This window comes from Paraburkholderia sp. GAS33, assembly GCF_050436645.1.
Classification (GTDB): Bacteria; Pseudomonadota; Gammaproteobacteria; order Burkholderiales; family Burkholderiaceae; genus Paraburkholderia; species Paraburkholderia phenazinium_B.
Genome location: NZ_JBNDMP010000013.1, coordinates 55906 through 78194 on the forward strand (window position 1 = coordinate 55906; position 22289 = coordinate 78194).

At 59.0% G+C, this 22289-nt stretch carries 20 protein-coding genes and 1 pseudogene; 17 read left to right on the forward strand and 4 right to left on the reverse strand.

The window, feature by feature from the left end; genetic code table 11:
- The first annotated feature begins 6 nt into the window (after positions 1–6).
- Complete coding sequence (locus P3T24_RS30920) at positions 7–1437, forward strand: TolC family protein (protein WP_429440470.1); 1431 nt, start codon at positions 7–9, stop codon at positions 1435–1437.
- 82 nt (positions 1438–1519) lie between these two features.
- On the opposite strand, the pseudogene P3T24_RS30925 reads toward P3T24_RS30920, so the two are convergent.
- Positions 1520–1732, reverse strand: a pseudogene (locus P3T24_RS30925) (phage portal protein); the annotation flags it as partial.
- Positions 1733–2073: 341 nt separating this feature from the next.
- Positions 2074–2829, reverse strand: a complete 756-nt coding sequence (locus P3T24_RS30930; protein WP_429440472.1) for an HNH endonuclease — start codon at positions 2827–2829, stop codon at positions 2074–2076.
- 398 nt (positions 2830–3227) lie between these two features.
- Between P3T24_RS30930 and P3T24_RS30935 the strand changes: the two genes are divergently transcribed.
- The 14 genes from P3T24_RS30935 to P3T24_RS31000 all read left to right on the forward strand — a co-directional run bounded on the left by P3T24_RS30935 (position 3228) and on the right by P3T24_RS31000 (position 16315).
- Positions 3228–4001 (forward strand): hypothetical protein, encoded by a 774-nt coding sequence (locus P3T24_RS30935; protein WP_429440473.1) that lies wholly within the window; start codon positions 3228–3230, stop codon positions 3999–4001.
- Positions 4002–4118: 117 nt separating this feature from the next.
- Positions 4119–5084: a DUF932 domain-containing protein gene (locus P3T24_RS30940; RefSeq protein ID WP_429440475.1), complete on the forward strand. Its 966-nt coding sequence runs from the start codon at positions 4119–4121 to the stop codon at positions 5082–5084.
- Between the two features lie 86 nt (positions 5085–5170).
- A complete protein-coding gene (locus P3T24_RS30945) occupies positions 5171–6172 on the forward strand; it encodes a YqaJ viral recombinase family protein (RefSeq protein ID WP_429440477.1) in 1002 nt (333 codons plus the stop codon).
- A gap of 29 nt (positions 6173–6201) precedes the next feature.
- Positions 6202–7122 carry a phage capsid protein gene (locus tag P3T24_RS30950; RefSeq protein WP_429440479.1) on the forward strand — a complete coding sequence of 307 codons (921 nt, stop codon included), beginning with the start codon at positions 6202–6204 and terminating at the stop codon, positions 7120–7122.
- The gene (locus P3T24_RS30955) at positions 7119–8048 is read left to right on the forward strand and encodes a hypothetical protein (protein WP_429440481.1); all 930 of its coding nucleotides are present in this window, start codon (positions 7119–7121) and stop codon (positions 8046–8048) included. The genes P3T24_RS30950 and P3T24_RS30955 overlap by 4 nt, the downstream gene beginning before the upstream one ends.
- A 101-nt stretch (positions 8049–8149) precedes the next feature.
- Positions 8150–8449: a hypothetical protein gene (locus P3T24_RS30960; RefSeq protein ID WP_429440483.1), complete on the forward strand. Its 300-nt coding sequence runs from the start codon at positions 8150–8152 to the stop codon at positions 8447–8449.
- A 101-nt stretch (positions 8450–8550) separates the two neighbouring features.
- The gene (locus P3T24_RS30965; protein WP_429440485.1) at positions 8551–8847 is read left to right on the forward strand and encodes a hypothetical protein; all 297 of its coding nucleotides are present in this window, start codon (positions 8551–8553) and stop codon (positions 8845–8847) included.
- A gap of 210 nt (positions 8848–9057) precedes the next feature.
- Positions 9058–9681 carry a helix-turn-helix domain-containing protein gene (locus P3T24_RS30970; RefSeq protein ID WP_429440487.1) on the forward strand — a complete coding sequence of 208 codons (624 nt, stop codon included), beginning with the start codon at positions 9058–9060 and terminating at the stop codon, positions 9679–9681.
- 26 nt (positions 9682–9707) lie between these two features.
- Positions 9708–10535 carry a zinc-ribbon domain-containing protein gene (locus tag P3T24_RS30975; RefSeq protein WP_429440489.1) on the forward strand — a complete coding sequence of 276 codons (828 nt, stop codon included), beginning with the start codon at positions 9708–9710 and terminating at the stop codon, positions 10533–10535.
- A 241-nt stretch (positions 10536–10776) separates the two neighbouring features.
- Positions 10777–12027 carry a hypothetical protein gene (locus P3T24_RS30980; RefSeq protein ID WP_429440491.1) on the forward strand — a complete coding sequence of 417 codons (1251 nt, stop codon included), beginning with the start codon at positions 10777–10779 and terminating at the stop codon, positions 12025–12027.
- A gap of 559 nt (positions 12028–12586) precedes the next feature.
- On the forward strand, positions 12587–13609 hold the full coding sequence (locus tag P3T24_RS30985; protein ID WP_429440493.1) for a hypothetical protein: 1023 nt from the start codon (positions 12587–12589) through the stop codon (positions 13607–13609).
- Entirely contained in the window at positions 13606–14442 is an 837-nt protein-coding gene (locus P3T24_RS30990) for a histidinol-phosphatase (RefSeq protein WP_429440495.1), read from the forward strand. The genes P3T24_RS30985 and P3T24_RS30990 overlap by 4 nt, the downstream gene beginning before the upstream one ends.
- On the forward strand, positions 14439–15503 hold the full coding sequence (locus P3T24_RS30995; RefSeq protein ID WP_429440497.1) for a hypothetical protein: 1065 nt from the start codon (positions 14439–14441) through the stop codon (positions 15501–15503). Before P3T24_RS30990 ends, P3T24_RS30995 begins: the two co-directional genes overlap by 4 nt.
- Complete coding sequence (locus tag P3T24_RS31000; protein WP_429440499.1) at positions 15500–16315, forward strand: glycosyltransferase; 816 nt, start codon at positions 15500–15502, stop codon at positions 16313–16315. The genes P3T24_RS30995 and P3T24_RS31000 overlap by 4 nt, the downstream gene beginning before the upstream one ends.
- Here P3T24_RS31000 and P3T24_RS31005 read toward each other — a convergent pair.
- Both P3T24_RS31005 and P3T24_RS31010 read right to left on the reverse strand, forming a co-directional pair.
- Positions 16238–17806 carry a glycosyltransferase family 9 protein gene (locus P3T24_RS31005; RefSeq protein ID WP_429440500.1) on the reverse strand — a complete coding sequence of 523 codons (1569 nt, stop codon included), beginning with the start codon at positions 17804–17806 and terminating at the stop codon, positions 16238–16240. The genes P3T24_RS31000 and P3T24_RS31005 overlap by 78 nt on opposite strands.
- A gap of 536 nt (positions 17807–18342) precedes the next feature.
- Complete coding sequence (locus tag P3T24_RS31010) at positions 18343–19761, reverse strand: serine hydrolase domain-containing protein (RefSeq protein ID WP_429440502.1); 1419 nt, start codon at positions 19759–19761, stop codon at positions 18343–18345.
- Between the two features lie 412 nt (positions 19762–20173).
- Between P3T24_RS31010 and P3T24_RS31015 the strand changes: the two genes are divergently transcribed.
- Positions 20174–20548 (forward strand): BlaI/MecI/CopY family transcriptional regulator, encoded by a 375-nt coding sequence (locus P3T24_RS31015; protein WP_123384672.1) that lies wholly within the window; start codon positions 20174–20176, stop codon positions 20546–20548.
- Positions 20545–22113 carry a M56 family metallopeptidase gene (locus P3T24_RS31020; RefSeq protein ID WP_429440505.1) on the forward strand — a complete coding sequence of 523 codons (1569 nt, stop codon included), beginning with the start codon at positions 20545–20547 and terminating at the stop codon, positions 22111–22113. The genes P3T24_RS31015 and P3T24_RS31020 overlap by 4 nt, the downstream gene beginning before the upstream one ends.
- Positions 22114–22289: the final 176 nt, after the last annotated feature.

The following is a 22289-nucleotide window of genomic DNA, read 5'->3' on the forward strand; positions in this document are numbered from 1 at the left end:
TCCACCGTGAATCACACACTTCTTGTCGCGGCAGTAGCGGCACTCCTTGTCGCACGCGTTGCCAATGCCCAATGGGTCGACATCTATTCCACAAAGCAGACCGTATCCAGCTCTCCCGCCGGATCCCTCCTGATGAACGAATCATGCCTGCCGGAAGCCGTGGATCATCCCCTGGGTCTGCAAGAGATTCTGCTGCAAGCGATTTGTGCGAACCCTCAGGCGCGACAAGCCTGGGCAAATGTACGCGCACAGGCAGCGGCCGTTGGCGTCAAAGAGGCGGCGTACCTGCCAACCATTGATGCGACTGCGGGCATCGAGCGTGACACACTGGCGACGACCTACAATGCGAGCTCGCTCGGCGCGAGTTCAATTTCTTCATCGCAGAACTCGTCGAGCCGATACGGAGAACTGGACTTCGCCTGGGTACTGTTCGATTTCGGAAAGCGAAGTGCAGATCTGCGCCAGGCGCGGCAATTGCTGGCCGCCGCTAACGCTGCACAGGACGATACGCTCCAGACCATATTCTTCAAGGCCGCACAGGCCTACTACGACCTGAGCGATGCACAAGCGTCACTCGAAGCCGCAAGAGCGACAGAAAGCACGGCACACGACAGTCTCGCCGATACAACTGCAAAGCACGATGGCGGCGTTGGCACCCTGAGCGACCAGTTGCAGGCTGAGACAACCTACCGGCGCGCAGTACTCGACCGCGTGAGCGCCGAGGGTAACGTGTCTGCCGCGACCGGGACGCTTGCGAGCATGATGGGATTCGACGCGAACACACCCCTAACGATCGGTGCGACGGAGCCAGCAGTCGACAACGCGGCATTTGCGCAAAACGTGGATCAACTGATTGATGAAGCGAAGACGCAACACCCTAAACTGGTTGCTGCACGCGCCCGACTGGAGGCTGCTCGCGCGAACGTTGACGCGGTGCGGGCCGAAGGGCGGCCCACTATTTCCCTAGTGGGCAACCTCATGCAAAACAATCCGGCGTACCAGCAGCAACCGGAACAGCTACCGATCACGGGTAGCCGTGGGAGCACAATCGGCATCCAGTTGAAAATCCCTCTCTTTGAAGGCTTTGCGTCGGGCTACCGGGTCGAACAGGCAGAGCAGCAGGCCGATGCCGAGGAGGCAAACCTGCAAAACACCGAGTTGCAGGTGTCACTAGACGTATGGAAGAGCTACGAAAGTTTGCTGACCAGCACGGCGAATCTTGGAATCTCACAAGACCTGCTGACCGCTGCGGAACGCTCGATTGACATCGCACGGGGGCGTTACAGGGAGGGCGTCGGTACATTCACGGAACTGCTGAATGCCCAGGCTGCATTGACCGATGCGCGCAAGCAGCGCGTGCTCGCCGTCTCGAAGTGGAGAACCTCCCGACTCAAGCTGGCTTTAAGTCTCGGGAACCTTGGGTTCTGGTCTCCTTAAGAACGACGCGCACCATTACCGCTAGCGGCAATCGGATTTATGCCGAGCGGGCTCGCCTCGTGAGCTGCGCCAGCCCCCCAGACTACGCTGTTGCGATCACGTAGGGTTTGAAGCGCACCACCTCGTCGCCAATCCACTCGTTGATCTGTTCAAAGCGCCATCGACAGGGCGCGATTTCATTAGCACCGAACACCTCGGCGGCCGTGTTAGCTGCACCGAACCCGCCCGTATTACTCGGCACGATACCGATAAGCTGCGGGGGTACGCGATGCGCCGCGAGCAAGTCGTCACGCGTAAAGGTTCCCCTTACCGGAATGCATGCGTTCGAACCAATCTTGGGGAGCAGGACATTGCCACCGGCGCCGAGACGACGATTCATTTTGGTCTAACGTCCTTTGTTGATCGCTCGCAGAGTACGCGATCACTTAGCGTCATTCGAAATAACGGCTGGTCGTCGTAAATCTGAAGGTCCGCATCGGGATGGGCATCGCCGTGATGGTTTGCAGGACTTCGGCAAAATTCGCCTGGCGCATGAGGACCGGTGCGCCCGTTGTCAGCTACTCGACAGCGACGGGTGCGCAGCAGGTGCGTCCTTCATCGAGATCGTCGACACAGTCACATGCACGACCTCTCGCGTCAGACCTTTGTCCTGAACACATTCTCCGCGTGATACTGCAGATATTTCGCCTGAGTTGGACTCGGCCGCTTGCGCAGGTTGGTGGGCACACCAAGCACCGCACGATGCTCTTTCGGCAAATGCGGCGACACCAGCATCGCCCCTGTACTCGTGAACGCGATCAGGCCCGCGTCAAAAAGCGCGTCCAGATTTGCTACAAGGAGTAGTCCGTTGTCCGGATCAAGCCGCTGACTGTCGTCGCTATCGCTCCACGGCCGTGCGTGCGAAGCGCGCAGAATCTCGGTCACCGGGCAGGCAGTCACTGCACATTGCCCGTCCCACCGCGCAAGCAGCTCGGAACGATACTTCCCCTGCCCCAGTCGTGCCGCCACCAGCGCCTCGTGGGTCGTCGGATTATCGGCGTGGCGCGTCGCGATGTCCGCCAGATCGACCTCGATTGCCGTGCCCCGCGCAAGGAAATCACTCACCGGTACGCGCCCGGAAATCACGGCGAACTCGAATCCCTTCGTGTCCGTCACCACACGGACTAACCTGTACAGGTACCGGTTCTCGTAGTCCCTGGCGTTCGGATCGTCAGAACCCTCACCCTCCCTCAACACGGCGTAAGTGGTGCCGCCCGACTTTAGCCGGTCTATGTTTGCGCGGCGTTCGTTGCGGGCCGCCTTCGCCGGCTTTTTCCAGGGCGGTGGCGCCCACACCTCGATCCGTTCGGTTCCGTCCGGATCCTTGAAGTATCGCCGCTTCCAGAGCTTCATGACGACCACGTCGTCGCCATATGCGTCTCACGCCCACGTGCGGTTGGTCACTCGAAGCCCGAGCGTGTATAGCAGGACCTCGTTGATCGTCTGTTTGCTCGCCATGCTCCTCCGTAGGGTCCGCCGTTATGCAGGCTTGACGGACGTTCAGAATTCACGCTGTTCCGTCGCGTCCAGATCAGTTATCGGCAGACAACGCCTGGACTTGATTCGCTCCGACCGGCGACCCCGGTCCTGTCCGGATTGCCCGCAGGATTTACAGGGAATTTGCCGTCCTTTGTCCTGCACCTTCCCGGATTCTATTTCCGGTCAGTCACATATCACCTCCCTGAGCACGGCCAGCATAGGCCGCTCCGCCGATGCAATGACGCATCTGCGCATTTCGCCCAGGAGCATTCATGAATCCCCTTACCGTGTCCGTCATCGCAGTCGCCCTCGTACTTCTCGTGACGGCGATTGCCGTGTTGATCTTCTGGTTGCGTCGTCCTTCGACTGTGCCGCCTGCGACGCCACCGGCAGCGATGCCGGCTTCTGCTTTTGAGCCACAGCCCGCGTATCCATTCGAAGATGAGTGGGAGGCGCAGGCCCCCTATCCAGAGTACGCGCCGCATCCGCGCAGGTCACCGTCATCCATCTATCGTTCAGCGCCCGACACCCGAAGCGCCAACGACACCGATTTCCGGCAACGCGATGCGTTCGCCTTCGACGACATTGGTTCCTTCGAATCAAACCACACGTCAGCATCCCATCAGGCAAGGGCCGCCGCCCAGCCGGACGCCAGCTATCCAGCAATCAGATCGTCCCTCGCGCCTCTCCCCTCGCCATCTCCGTCAGGCGATGCTCCCATGCGTTGCCCACATTGCGGCTCCATGCATCTCGAGACACTCAACGTCGCGCGCATGGCAGGCGGCACGATTGGAAGCGTCGCGGGCGCGACGAGCGGCTTCGCGCTGGCACTCTCCGGGGCCGAGGCAGGCGCGGCAGTCGGCGCAATCGGTGGCCCCATTGGCGCGGTGTTCGGAGGACTCACCGGCGCAGTGCTTGCCGGACTGCTCGGCAGCGCCGCTGGCAACGCGGCCGGCTCCGCAGTCGGTGCCGCCATCGACGAGAACATGCTCGACAACTACCGGTGCCTCTCATGTGGTCATGCCTTCGGCGCGCAGCACGGCTGATCACCGCATTTGCTGCCATTGCCCAGTCGTTACACCGTTTTCACGTTCTTTTCAGCGACATCAATCTGCCCGGCTGGTGCCGGGCGTTATGCCTTTTCCATCTCAAGGGAGTACCCCATGCATCTCGTTCAGTCGATGGCCTACGTCAACGAAACGCCATGGCACGGCCTTGGCAATCAGCTTGCCAGCAACCAGCCGCTCGAAGTCTGGGCACAACAGGCCGGTATGGCCTGGACGATCGAGGAATCCGAAGTACGCTTCGTCGCTGGCACGACAGGCCTCGGTTCCATTCACGCGTTTCCCGAGCAGAAGGTGCTGTACCGTTCGGATACCAAAGCGCCCCTCTCCGTCGTATCGAGCCGTTATCAGGTCGTCCAGCCTGCGGAAATTCTCGAGTTCTATCGGGACTTAACCGAGGTCGGCGGGTTCGAACTGGAAACGGCAGGCGTACTCAAGGAGGGCAAGAAGCTGTGGGCACTCGCCCGCACGGGACAAAGCGTGTCCCTCAAGGGTCGCGACAAGGTCAACGGCTATCTGCTGCTCGCCACGGCCTGTGATGGCACGCTGGCGACAACAGCGCAGTTCACCTCGGTGCGTGTGGTCTGCAACAACACGCTTGCCATCGCACTCGGTGACAGCACGAGTGCCGTGAAGGTACCTCATCGAAGCCAGTTCGATGCACAGGCTGTCAAGCGCCAGCTCGGCATCGCAATCTCGTCGTGGGACGGCTTCATGGTGCGCATGAAGGCACTGTCGGAACGCAAGGTGACGGCCGAATCTGCCGACGCGTTTTTCAGGCGCGTACTGACTTACCCAACAGCCAATGCTTCGGACCGCGCGGCCGCCACCACCAACGACAGCGCGATCAGGGCCGTGCAGGCGCTGTTTTCCGGGCACGGCAAGGGCGCAAATCTGCCCTCCGCAGACGGTACCGCGTGGGGGCTGCTCAACAGCGTGACCGAATTCGTCGATCACCAGCGTCGTGCCCGCAGCGATGATCACCGGCGCGATGCGGCGTGGTTCGGCCACGGCGCGACTCTCAAACAGAAGGCATGGGACGAAGCGCTGAAGCTCGTCGTCTGAACCGTCCCTGCCCTCTTCACCCAACGTCATAAGACGCCCGGTCGAGCCTGCGCTCACCGGGTGTTTTGCCGTCAGGAGGATCTCACATGACACACCTTACTGCAGACGGGCCAGGCGGCAGGCGACCTCCCGCGCTTCGGCTGGTCCCCACACAGGGCTTAAGCCGTGACGACTGGCTGGCGGTGCGCAGGACCGGCATCGGCGGCTCGGATGCGGCTGCCGCCGTAGGACTCAATCCGTACATGAGCACGCTTGAACTGTGGCTCGACAAGACCGGGCGCGATGCCGGGCTGGCGAAGCCCGACCCGCATGACACCACGGAACCCGTGTACTGGGGCACGCTGCTCGAACCCATTGTTGCCGCGGCCTACACGCAGCAGACCGGCAACCGGGTACGCAAGGTCAACGCCGTCCTCCAGCATCCCACGATTCCCTTCATGCTGGCGAATCTCGATCGCGAGATCGTCGGTGTACCGGGCGTGCAGATTCTGGAATGCAAGACCGCCGGCGAGTTCGGCGCACGGTTATGGCGCGACGGCGTGCCGGAATACGTGCAGCTTCAGGTCCAGCATCAGTTAGCTGTCACGGGCAAGCGCGCTGCCGACGTCGCCGTGCTGCTATGCGGCCAGCAACTGGCAGTGCACCGTATCGAGCGTGACGACGAACTGATCGCCCGGCTCATTCCGCTCGAAGCACAGTTCTGGCAGTACGTGACCAGCGACACGCCACCTCCTGCGGACGGTTCCGAATCTGCCGACCGTGCACTACGGCACCTTTATCCGGGCAGCGCGGGCGTGTCGGTGGACTTTACGGGCGACCCGCGCCTGTCGGCGGTCTTCTCCGATCTGGTTTCGGTCCGGGCCGAGATCGAAACGCGCACGGAGCTGGAGTCAAGGCTGAAGCAGACCATCCAGCAAGCCATGGGCAGCGCGTCCCGCGCCCTCTTCGAGACGGGCGAAGTCTCGTTCAAACGCAGCAAGGACTCGGATGGCGTCGATCTGAAACGACTGCTTTCCGAGCACCCCGAACTGCAGCAGCAATACGCCATCACGAAACCCGGCTCACGCCGGTTTCTCGTTTCCATCTGATTTCCATCTGACACCTGGAGAAAACAGTCATGCTCAAAGGTCTCGCCATTACGCCGCCAGTTATCGGGCGGATTTCCATTGGCCGTCTGGTCGAGAAGAACGGCAAGCGTCTGCCGGAGAAGGACGACCAGTTCACTATCACCACGCAGATCCAGAATCGCGACGGCTGGATGCTGCATCCCCTCAACGAATCGTTGCGCAAGATGACCAGTGGCAAGCTGCGCTCGATTCCCGTCCGGTTCCTGTTCAACGATCCCGACCTGAACCTGCGGGCCGAGTATTCGCTGTTTGATCGTGACACGGGGCGCCCTGTCTGTGTCGGCAACGGCGAAACATGCAGGCGCGCTGCTGATAGCGGCATCGAGAACCTGACCTGTCCTTCACCGGACGGCTGTGCGTTCGGACAGGCCGGAAACTGCAAGCCATATGGGCGGCTGAACGTGGTGATCGGCGAGGACGACGAACTCGGTTCGTTCATCTTCCGCACGACCTCCTACAACTCGATCCGTACGCTCGCCGCACGGCTTCATTATTTCAGCGCGGTGTCGGGCAATCTGCTCGCCTGCCTGCCCCTGGAACTGAAACTGCGCGGCAAGTCCACCACACAGAGCTACCGGTCGGCGATCTACTACGTTGATCTGGGGGTAAGAAGCGGCAGCACGCTGGAAGACGCGATCGGACAGGCGCACGAACTGGATGCACGTCGCCGGGCGGCAGGCTTCGATCAAACTGCGCTCGATACGGCGGCGCGCAACGGATTCGGCAACGGCGCCTTCGAAGAAAGTATCGAGGACGGGTCGGCGGTCGTCGAGGAGTTCTATCCGGATGCCGGCAGCGGAGACGCGGGCAGCCAGGCGGAAGGCACCGGGTCAGCAACCCAGACCCCGCAGCCGACCCTGCGCGAGAAGCTGGATCGCCGCGCTGCACGGGTTGGCGATGCCGCAGCATGAGGCCGGTCCGATACGGTGTACTCGCGCTGGCAGCCGGAGCAACCGGTACGGCCATCTGCATGTCGGTGATCGCCGGCTGGCAGCGCGGCGGGTGGCTTGCCGAGCGGCTGGTGTGGATCGCAACCGGAGTCGTGCTGGTTGTCGGCGCACACCTGTTGCCGTCACTCTGTCGCACAGCGCCGACAACTGTACGCTGCGTTGGAGTCCTACTGTGGATTGCGTGTATGGCCGGAGCGTCCTATGGTCACGCGACGTTCTTCCTGCTTTCGCAGTTGCACGCAGGCGAAGCACGGGCAGGACCGACCGTGGTCACGGCTCTCCCGCGACGTAGTCTCGCGACAGTCATGGCGGAACGGGCACTCGTCACGCGTCAACGGGCGGTCGCGGACGCACAGCGCTGTGCGCACGACTGTCCGGCGTTGCGGGTCCGGCAGGTCTCGCTCGCCGCGAAGCTCGATGCGCTCGATGCCGAAGCCGGCGAACTACACCGGCAGGAAGCCAGCGCTGACCGGGATGCCGCGCGAAACGAAGCGCTGCGTGACGATCCGGTCATCGCGCGACTCGCCACGGTCCTGCCATTGCCAGCGGCCCGCCTTGACCTGTTTGCCGGACTTGCCTTTGCCGCCGTACTCGAAGGCATGGCCTGCCTGCTCTGGTATCTGGTGTTTCAATCGAATGTGGCGGACGCAGCAGATCACCCCGTCGTGATGGGGCCAGTCACCGCCGATACTCCCGCGGCCGGCACCAGCCCGCCAGCGGTCACCACGGTCACGCCCGTCGATGCCGAAGTCGCGAGGCTGGTCCGCGACATCGAAGCCGGGCATCTGCACCCGACGGTTTCCGGCATCCGTCGTCACCTTCGCTGCTCCCAGGCCAGAGCCACAGTCCTGCGTCGGCAAGTCCTTGAGTCAGCCACGCAGCGGTAACAGGGCGCGTCTGCGTCCTTCGTGATTTTTCCCCTTCCGACGTGAAATGCATCCGGATCTTCCGGAGGCCTACCCACGTCCGCTTTCTGGAGACCCTCTACTTGAACCATCCATCCTTTTTTCCGCTCCAGCCGCGCATCAGGCCGGGGCGCATTGTCGCGACGCCAGGCGCACTCGCTTCACTGAACCACAACGGCATCCCGCCGATGGCTTTGCTGCTTCGCCACATCTGCGGCGACTGGGGCGACGTGTGCCCTGAGGACTGGCAGCAGAACGATCTGTGCGTCGCCTCTGGCCTGCGTGTCCTGTCTGTCTACACGATGCCCGACCGCACGAAGGTCTGGGTCATCACGGAATGGGACCGCTCGGTCACGACAGTGCTTTTGCCCGACGACTACTGACGCAGTCCGATCAGCTTTTTACTCATCGTCTTATCCAAACCAATTCCTCTTTCGGTCGCCGGCATTTCGTCCCGGCAAACCGTAACCTCACTGGAAACATCATGCAGACAAACGATACCCATAGCAGCGTCCGGTTCAAAACGGGCAGACCCACCGTCACCCCAGCTGCCACAGCGGCACTGGAACTCGCGAAAGTGCCAGACATCTTAGTGCTCGCGCGCCACATTCACGGTGACTGGGGTGACCTGGGTGAGCGTGACTGCCTGCAGAATGAACTCGCGGTGCTGCTTGAGCTGCGCATCGTTTCACGCTACGTACTGCTTACCGGCTCAGTCATCCAAGTCGTTACCGAAGCAGACCGCTCCGCGACGACGATCTTGGTGTGTGACGATTACTGAATGCAAGCGCTCGACCGGAAACAATTGTTTAAGCAAACGCCGATCAGAATGGACTGTTAGCGCAAATCCCATTCTCAACACAAGCAATGACGAAAAGTGGAGTATAAGCGCTCCACTTTTCGTTGATCTGGAGTGTCTATGCTCCATTTTATATTTCCATTCCATCGATCAACCGGTATCGTTCATCAATCAAGACGCCGGAAGATGTCCATGGAAATCACGAATTCAACGAACAGCCCTAAGACCCTCGGGCAATATTTCAGCGAAAACCTCACGGCAATGCTCGCCGTTGGGGGCAAGCAGCGTGACAGCGGTTTGCCTGGTCCATTGTCATCGGCGAGCATGCAACGCAGGACTGGCATTGCTCGCAGTACGCTTCGTGCGTTAAAGAGACCGCGCTCCGGCGGCGCTCATGCCAATCCGGACCTTCGCACCGTCAGTCGCATTGCCGATGCCCTCGGAATCCCGCCGGCTTTCTTGCTAATGCGCCCCCAAGACTGGGCCGAAATTGCGCTCGCAATCGGTGACAGCGCGGACTACCTGACTGCAGCGACCCTCTTGCAGCCAGAAGACCAATCGACTGCGAAGAATCCGATAGAAAAAGTGTTGCGCGTTTGCAAGGTCCATCCCGATGCGAGACCCAAAGGCGTGGGCGCATCCCCCGAGGTCGAACGAGTGAACGCGAGGGACGAATGGCGACGACGCAGTTGCCTCAAGTTTGACGCCTTGATGCTCCGTCACGCCCAGGCCGGCCCGATCCGGCAGTTGCTGACCGCGGTAGCCAGTGCGATGGTTAGCCGGACGACACCACATAGTCCAAGTAACGACGATTAACGCCGGTTTTTCCGAGGAATTGCTGTATGCCAATCATTGAAGACCCCGACCTTGCCGACGTCCTCCTTAACGCGAGTGACGATGATATTGGATTGCTCATCGACGTCATTACGGATAACGGTAGCGGTAGGGTCGCTGTTTCTAATGCAGTGACGCGACAGTTAGCTGCGGCGAAAGTCAGCGGACCAGATGAACTTGCACGCGCACTGATCGCCGAAGAACTTTCGCGCTTCGGTGGTAACTCAATGATGAACTTCGTGCGCGGCGGGAAGGGCGTACGCTACCTTGAGATAGCTTCCGACGTCATGGATCACACGGGCGCACCGAAAACCTCAGGCATCGATTGCGCCGCAATGGAAATGGCTGTCATCGGGAAGGTACTGGAGCAATCGCTCAGCCGTATGAGTGATCAGGACAAAGCGACCTTATTCCAGTCAATGGGTGTCCCCTACCGGGTCGGAATGGGCCCCGCGGCCCTCGCGGCGTTGATTGCCACACTTGGTGGGTCAGGAATAGCCTCATATAGGCTCGCCACACTTGTCGCCAGCGCAACGATGAGCAGCTTGGTTGGCCGCGGCGTTATATTGGCCGCCGGATCATCTACGCTCGGCAGGGGGCTGGCAGTGCTCGCCGGCCCTCTCGGTTGGGCGATTACCGGCATCTGGACCGCGTTCGACCTGGCCAGCCCCGCCTATCGCGTAACCGTACCGTGCGTGATTCAAATTGGCTACATGAGGCAAAAGATGTCACTCACATCAGCCTGCCCAGACTGCCACACGCCGCTCGTTTCCGGCAGCAACTTTTGCAGCAAATGTGGAGCGCGTTTGATCACAGGCCTGTCGTCACCCGTCTAATTTTCTGCAAAGCCAATTTTAGGATGCGATTCCATGAGACATACGATTTCTCCGCTCGAGTTCCTGCTAGTCAATGCCATTTGCTTCTTGGCAGGTGCAGTAACGACGCTTGCGATCCAATTGTCGGCGAAAGCTGCCTACGTTGCCGGCAAACGAGCAGCACAAAGGACTTCCTAACCGCCTCATCCTCAACTAAACGCATCTTGTCGAACGTTTTGTACGAAATTAAAGGATCGATACCGTGTACCACAACCATCACGCGATTCGACTCACGTCCTTAGAGCGCGAGGAAAAACTGCTAGTCAATGAAATTCTCAGCACTCGGGAGAAGCTCGGGTGGTTCGAGAAGTTCGACATCAATCGAGCCCACTCCATCTGGTCCCAGCTGAAACGAGAGATACACGCGACGCACGAGCGGCTCGGCGAGATCGATAAGGCACTTCAATCCACCTCGGCACAACTGGCTACTGCATGCAAGGCAGCTAAGCCAGGGATTTTCGGCCGCTTCTACATGTCTAGCGAACGAAGCGTTGCCACCCGGCAGGTGACAGCCCTGAAGACTCGCGCCGACAAATTGCGGAACGAACAATCGACACTCACCGCGGAACTCGTCGAAAAAGAAACTAGCCACCGCAGAGTAGCGGCCGATCTAGAGCGCTACAGAGGTTTCGATCCCCTCGAAACCCTAGCGATTCTTCCTCACCTGGGCACCAAGTTGCAGCAGACCCAAGCCGGCATGGATCACGCCCGCAAAGCTAGCGAGCGCTGGGAGGCAACCGCAGGCGAAGTAGCTCGAGAGTATGGCAAGGCACAGCAGGAAATCCGCATTATCAAATCAGACATGGCCATTGCCGAAACTCTGCAACGGAACCTCGGCGCTGCCCAGACCGCTAGGGAGCGGGCACAGATTCATCAAGATTGTGAAACCCGCTTCGGTTCCGGCAACGGAAGCCCTGGCAACGTTATGCGAGAAGCCAAATCTACACTCCGCAAGCTTGAGCGTAACGTTGAAAAGCTCGAACACCGCCTGGAAGACATCATTCGCGTTTTGGACAAAGAGATCGCGAGGCTGATCCTGGACGGCAGCAATCTTTGCTACGCCACGACGAGTGGTGGGAAAAGGAGTTTTGTCGGCGTTGAGCCATTGAAAGCGCTAGTAGCACGTCTATGCGAAGACTATACAGTTGAATTGTGGTTTGACCCGGGCATCAGAAGGCAGACAAAAATGAACGATAGTGACCTACGTGCGTTATTTCCGAATGTTAGAGTGGAGGTCATGTCCCGCCGCGACAAGGCCGACCCCGCCGTTCTCGCTGCTGCCGAATTCGACGAGCATGCCTACGTTATCAGCAACGATCGCTACGCGGATTTTCCGGATAAGGACCCCGTAAAAAACAAGAGGATTTTTACGCATATCATCCACCCGCAATCCATCCAGATCCAGGCGTTGGACCTCAACATTCCATATCAACAACAGCAAGTGCCGCTATGACAGCAACGACATCAGCCCGGCATGATCGACATCGCGTGCGAGCCTCTTTGGTCGTCCATGCCGACGATCCTGCATTTTTTTGTTCAAAGAGCGCGCGCTTGCCGCTGGGGTGAGCTCGCAGCGCCCTTACTATTCCAGCTATCTGGAATCTGTCTAGCCTGTATCTAACTAGCCGGACATCGGCATTGCCGAAAGATACTTTAGTTTTTCTTAACAGATTCGCCGCATACTTCAGGATAGCTGGATTCTCCTAAGAAGCGGGTAATAGTCGCGTTGACCAAGCCGGCTAGCCAAACATTGCTGACTCGTCAGTTGTATACGCCGAGTAATGTGCGAGCATGTACAAACGAGAGCATCGACTCAAAGAGTCGACGCTTGACCGGCGGTTGCACATCGCGAGCGCAGAGTTTGCCGTTTTTTACGAGGCTCGAACATACCGACGCGCTTCGCTAGGAGCCGATCAGCCTCAAGATTCGCATTCGCTTGTCGATAAGACAACGACATGAGCAGTATGCTGGGCAGAATGGACTTAGCACATAACAGGTCGTAAAGAATGAATATGAAGGGCCATCTTCTCTACATCGATATCACGCAAATTTGCGGCATCGGCTGTCCGTTTTGCATGTATGCGGACAAGCACAAATCCGGCATAAAAATGACGCTTTCGCACCAGGCCGCGGAGAACCTCACGTCGCTCATTAACTCGCCGGAGGTCAAGCGCATTTCCGTCAGCGGCGAGGGTGAGCCGTTGAACAATATCGAGACTTTCCATCAGATACTTAGCCTCTCGCGCGGCAACAAGGCGTTCGAATTCATCACAAGCGGCTTCCTTCCACACGACCGACTGCAGACGTTCTATGAAGCGACCAGCGCGCTCGTCGCTTCGAAGAACGACACCTGTAATATTCGCCTGAGTTCCGATTCGCACCATATCGAACGCATCAAGCATCGACCACATGGCTTTAGCATTAGCTTTCTTCGCGAGCATAAGCCTGCCGGGCTGACGTTCTCGTTCCGCTCAGTCGATACGGACCGCGCTTTCACTGGACTGTATCTCGTCGATGAACTCGCGCGTCACGGCCTCGATGCGAGTATCGTGCGGCAAAGCATGCTAGAAGATCAACTTGTGGTTGGTGAGATGCGCTTCAGTGTCGAGTACAAGAACCTCGTTCTTCCCGCCACCGATGCGCCGTCAGGTTACCTCAACTTGCAACAGTACGTCTGCGCTATCGAAGAGAAAGTACTGAAGCGCTTCACACTTGGAAGCCTCAACAAAGCGCCTTTGGACAACGGCATGGATGTCACCGTCAAGCCGAACGGCGATGTCTTTTTCTACGGAATCGAGAGCGAGCGGCTTGGCAATATTCATACCGACCCGTTCTCATGGCAACAGCTCTCGCAACGCGTGGCCGACTCCCCGTTGATCCGCACGCTTTACACGAAGCCGTTCATGGATCTCGTCACTCGGTTGCAGGACGATGAACGGGCGCAGTCGATCCTGAATCGGGTCAACAATCCGTATTGGGTAGTCAAGGCGATGGCGGGACACGACGGCATGCTGGACAGGATGATCGCACCGTGAAGATCGACTCCCACACACACACGTCCTATTCGAAGCATGCAGTCGGAAGCGTCGATGAAGTTGTAAGATCGGCTATTGCCCGAGGCATCGACATTCTCACGCTGACAGACCACGCGCCGTTCCATATCGATAGTCGCAATCGCCTGCTTGAAAGTGAACTCGACGCCTATTTCGAGGACATCGAGAGCGCCCGGTCAACCTATCGAGGAGACATCAGGATTCTTCGCGGGCTCGAATTCGACTATCTGCCGGGATCGTGCGGTTACATCGAGCGGATGCAGGCGACCTACGATCTCGATTTCGCGATCGGTTCAATCCACTACGTTCCGCTAGGCGCTGACGACACGGTCAAGGTCTGGGAACTCGACCGCCTAAATCATCCCGCCGTGCTGGCACACTACTTTGCATCGCTGTGCGAGTTGCTGGAATGCGGATTGTTCGATGCCGTCGGCCACGCCGACACGCTCGTACGCGGCGTCCCCGAACCGATCGTCTGCCGCTGGATGGAACCGCTCGCGGCGACCTTCGCGCGTCACGGCATTGCGTTCGAGCTCAACGCTTCGGGTCTGCGCAAGACGATGCTAGACACGGCTCTCGGCCACGAGGTCGATACCAGGTGGTCGTACCCGTCCCGCGCGCTACTGCCGATGCTAATCGATGCCGGCGCGGCGTTCACCATCGGCTCGGACGCCCACGCGCCCGAGGATGTCGGCGCGGGCGTGCATGCCATGCTCGATGCGCTTGTGCCGCTCGGCCTGCGCACGGTCAGCTACTTCGAACAGCACCGGCGTATTGATGTCGACGTGGCGTTGCTCACGGCATCCACATCATGACGTCACCCGGCTTTCATGAGGCACTGCGCTCGCCGCGTCACGAGGACGTTGCCGGTGGCATGCGCTCCAGAGCTGCCGCGTTGCTCGGAAGGGGCGAAATCTCAATGCGCGACTATGTGTCGGTGTTCGGCGGCCACGCGTTGCACTGCCTCACGCAGCGCGACGGCATCTTCCGCGATATGGAGAGCGGTGCAAACGCGACCGCCCTGGCGCGCATCTACAGTCGCTCGAAATACGGCAGCATCGACGATATCCGTTATCTCGCGGCGCAGGTCATCGAGCATTTGAGCCGGGAACTGGACCACTCGGAGAGTCACTGGGCGCGCCTCTTCCATGATGCGAATGCCAATGGCGACAGCGTCGTCATGATGACCACTGGCTGGCGCAACGTGCCGTCGACGGCAAATGTGCTGTACGACATCGTGGTCAAACATATCAACGTGAAGCTCGCGCATCGGGGTCTGCCGACGATCATCAACGTCAAGCTTCCGCGCATCGCGCCGCCGTGCGAGAACTATGCGTCGCTTAGCAACGAGGAGCGGGAGCGGGTGAATCTCGTGCAGGATCATGTCATTCCGGCCGCCAATTTCTATCGGTGGTCGGCGGTGCATGTCATTTTCGGCGACGATGTGCTGATCACCGGTTCGACAGCCGACAAGGTATTCGCCGAATCCATGCGCAACGGCGCCAAGTCGTTTCACGCGATCTATCCCGTCGCCGTCGACCCCACTCTGGCACTAGCCGATGCAAGCATCGAGGAGCGTCTGAATACGCTGGACATCACGGGCGGACTCGACGCCACCTTGGCCAACCTGCTTTCCGCGCGTGATTTCACGCCGATTCTGCGGACGCTTCGGCTGGTTTTTGCAAGCGGGAACCATACCGCGTTCGCGGACTTCCTGTCGCGCGTACCCGCCGCATCCTGGCTGAGCCTCTACGTTGCTGCGCTCGGCAACGAATTCCTGCGGCAGGACGATTGTCGAGAGTCACTGTCGATGCTGCGCGCCTGGCTGACCGAACACGATTACCTGAGCCCTGACGGCATGGTGATCGCGCGATGAGCCCGCGCAGAGCCGCCGATGCGGGCAGCCTGCGCTACGTGAGCTATTGGGAAACCGCGCCAGGAACCGTCATGCCGCCGTATGTCGCGCTCGCTATCGTGTCGATGCAGCGCAGCCTGGGTGATACGCTCCTGCTGCTCACGCCGCAAACCCTAACCGACTGGATCGGCACGGCATATCTGTCGAAAGCGTGGTGCTTCGAGCCACTCGACTTCGAGATGAACCACGGAATCCGCAACATCGTCGCGAAGAGTGATTTCATTCGGATGGCGTTCGTGCATCGGCATGGCGGCGCATGGATCGATGCGGACACTATACTGCTGCGCGATCCCACCGCGACGCTCTTTCCACATGGCCTGAGCGCGAAGCTGCACTGGGCGAGCGAAGCGTTGTTCGGCTCGCTCCCTGGCAACGCGCTGCTCGGGCAAGCAGTTGCCGAAGCGCTGTGCCAGCGGGCACATCGCTGGGGCGACCCTGGCCGCATCAAGGCGTTGATCGCAACGGCACCGGAGCGCTGCATGACAATACCCGCGCACAGCTTCGATCCCGGCTATCGGCCGCTGTACAACTTCACCACCTGCGATGTCATGATGCGTCGCGATCTCGACGTAAGCGAATTTCTCGTATCACCGAGCGTCGATATGCTCAAGCTGTACAACACGTATTTCACACGCACGCGTTCACCGCTTCCGTCAGTGGCACAGTTTCTTGATGAGGGCAGCCTGCTTGCCAAGCTATTTCTGCACATCGAACCGGATCGGGCTTTCTGGACGGAACGGGCGGAGGCGTTGATCGCTCGGTGCACCGTCTGAACGGCCTTGCGCGTCACCCGGCCCGGTGAAGCTGACGGCGCCAGCGCAGATAGTCAGGGCGCAGCGGGTCTCGCCGTTCAACTCGATGTTTCCCGCGATCAGTTCGTGGAGTTCAGGCGTGCGGCGATGCGGCGATCCATGAGCGACGTAAAGCCAGGTTTCGAAGTACCTACGCGATGCAATCAGCTCCAGTTGGACGCGAAGCAAATCGAACACTTCACGCGTCCTTCCGCTCGGCGTCCACGCGAGCGGCGCCGTGCGGTGATCCGGGCGCACCACCCATAGTGGACGCACCAGCATCACATTGAGCGTGCCGCGAAAGCAGCCCGACACAGCGGGAAAGCCCGCGCTGATCATCGGAAGCTGACGTTCCAGGGTGCCTCTCGCCGCGCCCAGTCCACTGACAATCTCGCCCTCCACGACGACCGTGTTCGCGTCGTAAAGACTGCGCGTTGCATCAATGACTTCAGCGACGGGAAACTGGTTCATGTCTTTGATGCCCGTCCGTGCGTAGTTCGCCAGTTTGTGCCGGCTCAGCACGACGCGATGCTCGGCCGTCGTCGGCGGCAACCAGGGATTCGGGATTGCGCCCGTATCCGCATAAATGGCGATCAAGCGCTTGCGCAGCCCCACCGCCATATGGACGATGGCCGTATCGACGCTCACGACGATACGCGACGCACTCACGGCTGCCGCCGCATGCGCGGGCGTATCGATGTGCGCGAGGCTCCGCACCCCGGCCCGGTTTACCCGCTGCTCGAGTCGCGCGGCAGCGGCGCGCGTAGAGCGTGCACTGAGAATGCCGATTTTGGCTCGCGGATAAGCATCCGCAAGCGCGTGCAGCAATTCGACGGCCTTATCGGCGCTCAGGCTCTTGTCAACTCGACTGCCGTACGGATTGAACAGAATATCAAGCCCGGTTGCGCCTCGGTTCGCGATCATTGGCACGATATAGTCCGCACGCGGGTTCGGCACGCCGAGATCTCGCAAGACCTGCAGATAGTGATCGCCAAAGCGCCATGAGTGGTCGCTCGCCTGGTGCTTGTGCGAGACCAGTCTCAGCGAGGTATCGAGCGAGTAGACGCGCGCGGCCCTGAGCAACCGTAGAAAGACGATTTCGCGTGGCGGCATGCGTCCCACGAGATGCACGACGGCATCGACTGGGCCATCCTGATTCAGCTGTCGCAGCACACGCAGGAGATCCAGGACACCGGGCCGCGCGCGCGTAACGATTGCGCGGTTCACGCCGAAGTCCCGCTCGTGCATCACAGCCAGCGCCGCGACCGTAACAACTGTCACGCGGGCATTAGGTAAATGGCGGATCTCGCGATAGAACGGCGAGGACACGATCGTGTCGCCCAATTTTGCATCCCAGCGCAACACGACGATATGACGCGGCATGTCCATTGTTGCCGTTTCCGGCGGACGATCGAAAAGCGCGCAGATGATACGGCGGGCGAAAGCCTTCCAGCGGTCGCGCAGACGTATCATGCCATCATGCTCGCCGCAACCGGACCCGTGTCGGCCACGCATACATGGACGTGGTGCACTTGAAATGGATACAGCATTTGACCATGCGCTCGCACGGTGTCCTCCCATTCTTCGATGGCGGCATCGTAACAGCCGGTGATGTCGCGAAAGCGCTGCATTATCAAGCCCGTTCAGCGGTAATGCCGTTTCGGCAGCGATGATTCACAGGCAAGATTCACGGCGACATTGGTCGCGCGCAAGAGCACGTCGCTGCTGAACTGGTCCCGCAACTGATCGTTGCGATGTCCGCTTTCGGACGGGTAAGGGACACTAGATGCCTACTGGAAGTAGTATACAGTGGTCGGCCTTGCCGATCACTGCCTCATCCAAACGGCATCGACGTCTCGAATCTTGCTGGGTTTAGATTGACTGCACGCGACCCGCTGCGGCCCCCATCTTTGCCGAAAGCGGCCATTCGCGCCTCGCCAGTCCTTGGGCCCTAGATCCCTAAGCGGCAACGTATCGCAGATCTCGCATATATCAGGTCACAGTGCGGTTCACTGCTGTATCTGGTCAACAGCGTGCTCGATACAACGGGCAAGCCCGAACGTACCCATGTCGTAGTTGGACAGGACAATCACTACGTATCCAGTGTCCAGGGCTACCCTGAAACTCGCGCTGATTCCGGGGAACCCGCCGCCGTGACCGATCATCGTGCCCGATGCCGTCTTTTCGACATTGAAACCGTAGCCATAGCCCACGCCAGCGTAATCGGTCCAGAGAGCTTGACGCATTTCCGGGCCCACGAGGGCGCCCGAAATAAGCGAGTTGGCGAACCGGTGTAGATCGCGCACGGTCGAGTAGCCACCGCCAGCTGGCCCACCCTTGGCGACATGCTCGAAAATATTCTCGCGCCAACCAGATGCGCTCCGACGATCCGGCGGATCGACAAGCGGGATGTAGCCCATCGCGAGATTCGGAACCGGGGCGTCGATGTCGTAGCAATCCGTGTCGAGCATACCGCTCGGTGCGTAGATCGCTTCGCGAACATAGTCGTAGTAGCTCATGCCCGTCACCCGCTCGATGATCACTCCGGCTAGCAGCATTCCGCTATTGCTGTATTCGAATCGTTCACCCGGCGTAAAGGCGGGAAGGTCATCGCGCACGAGTGGCTTGAAGTCGTCGATGGCACGAAACCGGGCACGTGAGCCGCTGAAGAATGTCTCGTTGAAATAGTTACCCAACCCCGAGGTGTGCGAGAGCAGATGATGAATCGTGATGTGGCGGGTCACCGATGCCGGTAGCCAGGTGTCGTCAATGTACTGGTCGACGGTATCCGTGAAGCTAAGAAGGCCGCGTTCCACCAGTTGGGCCACCGCCACTGCAGTAAACATTTTGTTAGCCGAACCAAGGTTGAATTTAGTGTCCGGATTGTTGGGCACGTCATACCGCTTGTTTGCGGCTCCGCATGCATATTCAAACAGCACTTCAGATCCGCGTGCGATAAGCACGGTTCCCGAGAACACTCCTGCGCGAGCGCCTCGATCGCATAGATCCTGGACTTGTCCCAAACAATCGGCCTGCGACCTGGCGATGCACTGCATCTCACTCGGGCCGACCTCAATCTCCAGAATCTTGCCGTCCTCAAACGGCTCAAAGCGCAAATGGAATTCGTGTGTAGCGGAGTAAATGCGGTCCTCTACAACTACCGTCTGAGTGAAATCGCTCGTCTCTACCGGCTTGATCTCACGCAGCACGATGCCTTGCGATAAACGAGAGAAAGAGACAAACCAGTCAGCATATTCGTCCATAGTCGTCGGACTGGAGGACGGCAGAGCCACATGGACGCGCAAAAAATCCAGCAAGGACTGACGACTGTTGGAGTTGATCGCCCCCAACAGCCCCTCAATGCGTGCGTCGCCATCTAGCTGCGGTGCAGTACCACGGTTATGCATCGGGGAGCCAGTATCGGGCATAACAATCCTGTGCGTTGTTCGAACCGCGACGAATGGTTGCGTCGGCGCGTCAATGAGCCTCGCCTCAGCGTCAGAGGCGATACTCCCATACTGTACTGGCTATCCATCGAGGCGGAAAGCATGCGGCGACGCGCGATGCTGACCGGAATGCAATGTAGGGCGTTGTAACCAAGGTCCGAAATTGGCTGCGTGCTGTCCGATGCGTTTCACATATGCTGAACCACTGCGGGCCGTTCGACTTTCTCGATAGCGAACTTCCACATAGGCTGGAGCATCGAATCGATCCATTCCCAAAATTAGCCTTTGTGCGATAGGAAGAACAAGCACTCTCGGAGGGACTAACTACATTTATAGTTGACTTGTGGAGCTGGCGTGCTAGTATCAACTAAACATTTAGTAGACGGAGCCGCCAGTGGAAATCACCCTGACCGACCGCGAGGCCGACGTCATGCAGATACTTTGGGAGCAGGGTCCTTCTGTGGTGGCAGAGGTGCGCGTTGCATTAAGCGATGAGCTTGCCTACACAACGGTGCTGACCATCCTTCGCACGCTTGAGACCAAGGGATATGTTTCGCATACCGAGGAAGGTCGCGGTCATCGATACCTTGCGATAGTAAAGCAGCAGGCAGCCCGGAAAAGCGCGCTACGTCATTTGACGAGCAAGCTTTTCAAGGGGTCGACGGAGCTTCTATTCGCACAGCTTGTCTCTGAAAAGAACTTGAGACCGGACCAGATTCGTCGCATGCGGGAGTTACTGGATAAAAGCTCTGGCGAGGAGAGTTCATGATGCTGACGTGGATGGCATATGCGGTCTCGGTGTCATTGATCCTTGCGGTCGCCGCCCTTTGCGCTGAGCATTTAGCTCGCCGACGTCAGACTGCAAGCCGGTGGTATTGGTTAATTGCAATCACTACCTCTTTGTTGATCCCGACCGCCATGTCGTCGATATCAATCAAGGTACCGCAGGTACAAGACTCTGCGGTTTCGCAGAAGGTCGTCGCTCTCCAGCAAGTTGCGTCCCCGCATTTGTCGCCGTTCACCTGGATCGACGTTCCGATGGCTCCGTCGACAGCGGAAACGGTGGATGCAATGCTCAAGCGCGGATGGTGTGCGGCATCACTCGCAATGTTGTTCTTCCTTTTTGTAAGTGCCCTCAACCTGCATTCCAGAAAGAGAAAGTGGGAAACAGCCACGGTCGCGGGAACGCCGGTATATCTCTCTGAAAATGTCGGACCGGCAGTCGTCGGCCTGATCCGACCGCGCATCGTAGTTCCGATATGGCTCACGCAATCCTCCCTTGCTCAGCAGTCCGCCGTTATCTCACATGAGAAGTCACACATCGCCGCGGGCGACCCTCAGTTACTGGCAATTTCCTTGTGCCTGATCGTGCTTATGCCGTGGAATTTGCCGCTCTGGTGGCAACTGCGAAGACTTCGATGTGCCATCGAGATCGACTGTGACGCACGAGTACTGAAGGGAGGACACGATTTCGCGACTTACGGTGAGACCCTCATCGCAGTGGGCGAGCGTCAGTCGCGCTATATCGGGTCGGTAGCGGGCATGTCTGAATCGCGATCATTCCTGGAAAGACGGTTGCGCATCATGACTCGCAAAGCTGTTAAACCCCGATTGATAACCGCAGTATTCCTGGTATGCAGTTCAACCGCGCTTGTAGTTTTTGCTGCGCAAGTGAGCCCACCTATCATGACTCAGCCATCAGACGACCATCAATTCATCAATGTCGCGCCAGAAATCCTCGATCGCTACGTCGGAACTTACAAGGTAAACGAAATATCCGTGCTGACGGTTACCCGTGATGGTGAGCATCTCATGACCACTTTCACTGGTGAAAGAACGATCGAGAACTTTTCGGAAAGCGAGACACAGATCTACGCTCCTTCGGTCAAAGGCACGATTAACTTCGAGGTAGACCAGCATGGTCATGTCACGGGAGCGGTTTTGCATCAATTCGGGGACACGCTGCAAATGCGACGTGTCGATGCAGCCAGCGCACAAGAGATCAATGCTTTTGTCGCTGACAAGATCAAAAACCAGACAGCTACGCCAGGCAGTGAAGCGGCCCTTCGGAGATTGATTGACGGGCTCGCCTCGGGCAACCCGAACTATGCAGAACAGAGCGCGCGCTTGGCCGATGCGACGCGTGCGCAGCTTCCTAGGCTCAGAGAAGGTTTAGATCGATTAGGTGCACTGCAATCGTTGCAGTTCATAGGTGTCGGCAGCAAAGGCTGGGACGTCTATCAGGCTCGGTTCGAACATGGATTCACCATCTGGCGGCTAGCTCTACTTAGCAACGGCATCATAGACGGAGCATTGGTGACCTCGGGCCCCTAACGCGATGCAACATGCCCGCAATTCAATGCGGCCCTTTCCGCCGAAGGGCGCCTTGTTCGATGACGGCCGCTCGACGTCGACTTTTTTACATAGACGGCACTACCTACCGCTCGGGAAATCAATAACCCGATGGCAAGCATTCGTCGTCGTTGATTGTGTGTTCGAGATTGTCGACG

Excerpts from the sequence above, each read along its gene's own strand:
- P3T24_RS30930 (WP_429440472.1), bottom strand. The coding sequence starts at position 2,829 with ATGAAGCTCTGGAAGCGGCGATACTTCAAGGATCCGGACGGAACCGAA.
- P3T24_RS30935 (WP_429440473.1), top strand. The coding sequence starts at position 3,228 with ATGAATCCCCTTACCGTGTCCGTCATCGCAGTCGCCCTCGTACTTCTC.
- P3T24_RS30940 (WP_429440475.1), top strand. The coding sequence starts at position 4,119 with ATGCATCTCGTTCAGTCGATGGCCTACGTCAACGAAACGCCATGGCAC.
- P3T24_RS30945 (WP_429440477.1), top strand. The coding sequence starts at position 5,171 with ATGACACACCTTACTGCAGACGGGCCAGGCGGCAGGCGACCTCCCGCG.
- P3T24_RS30950 (WP_429440479.1), top strand. The coding sequence starts at position 6,202 with ATGCTCAAAGGTCTCGCCATTACGCCGCCAGTTATCGGGCGGATTTCC.
- P3T24_RS30955 (WP_429440481.1), top strand. The coding sequence starts at position 7,119 with ATGAGGCCGGTCCGATACGGTGTACTCGCGCTGGCAGCCGGAGCAACC.
- P3T24_RS30965 (WP_429440485.1), top strand. The coding sequence starts at position 8,551 with ATGCAGACAAACGATACCCATAGCAGCGTCCGGTTCAAAACGGGCAGA.
- P3T24_RS30970 (WP_429440487.1), top strand. The coding sequence starts at position 9,058 with ATGGAAATCACGAATTCAACGAACAGCCCTAAGACCCTCGGGCAATAT.
- P3T24_RS30975 (WP_429440489.1), top strand. The coding sequence starts at position 9,708 with ATGCCAATCATTGAAGACCCCGACCTTGCCGACGTCCTCCTTAACGCG.
- P3T24_RS30985 (WP_429440493.1), top strand. The coding sequence starts at position 12,587 with ATGAAGGGCCATCTTCTCTACATCGATATCACGCAAATTTGCGGCATC.
- P3T24_RS30995 (WP_429440497.1), top strand. The coding sequence starts at position 14,439 with ATGACGTCACCCGGCTTTCATGAGGCACTGCGCTCGCCGCGTCACGAG.
- P3T24_RS31000 (WP_429440499.1), top strand. The coding sequence starts at position 15,500 with ATGAGCCCGCGCAGAGCCGCCGATGCGGGCAGCCTGCGCTACGTGAGC.
- P3T24_RS31005 (WP_429440500.1), bottom strand. The coding sequence starts at position 17,806 with ATGATACGTCTGCGCGACCGCTGGAAGGCTTTCGCCCGCCGTATCATC.
- P3T24_RS31010 (WP_429440502.1), bottom strand. The coding sequence starts at position 19,761 with ATGCCCGATACTGGCTCCCCGATGCATAACCGTGGTACTGCACCGCAG.
- P3T24_RS31020 (WP_429440505.1), top strand. The coding sequence starts at position 20,545 with ATGATGCTGACGTGGATGGCATATGCGGTCTCGGTGTCATTGATCCTT.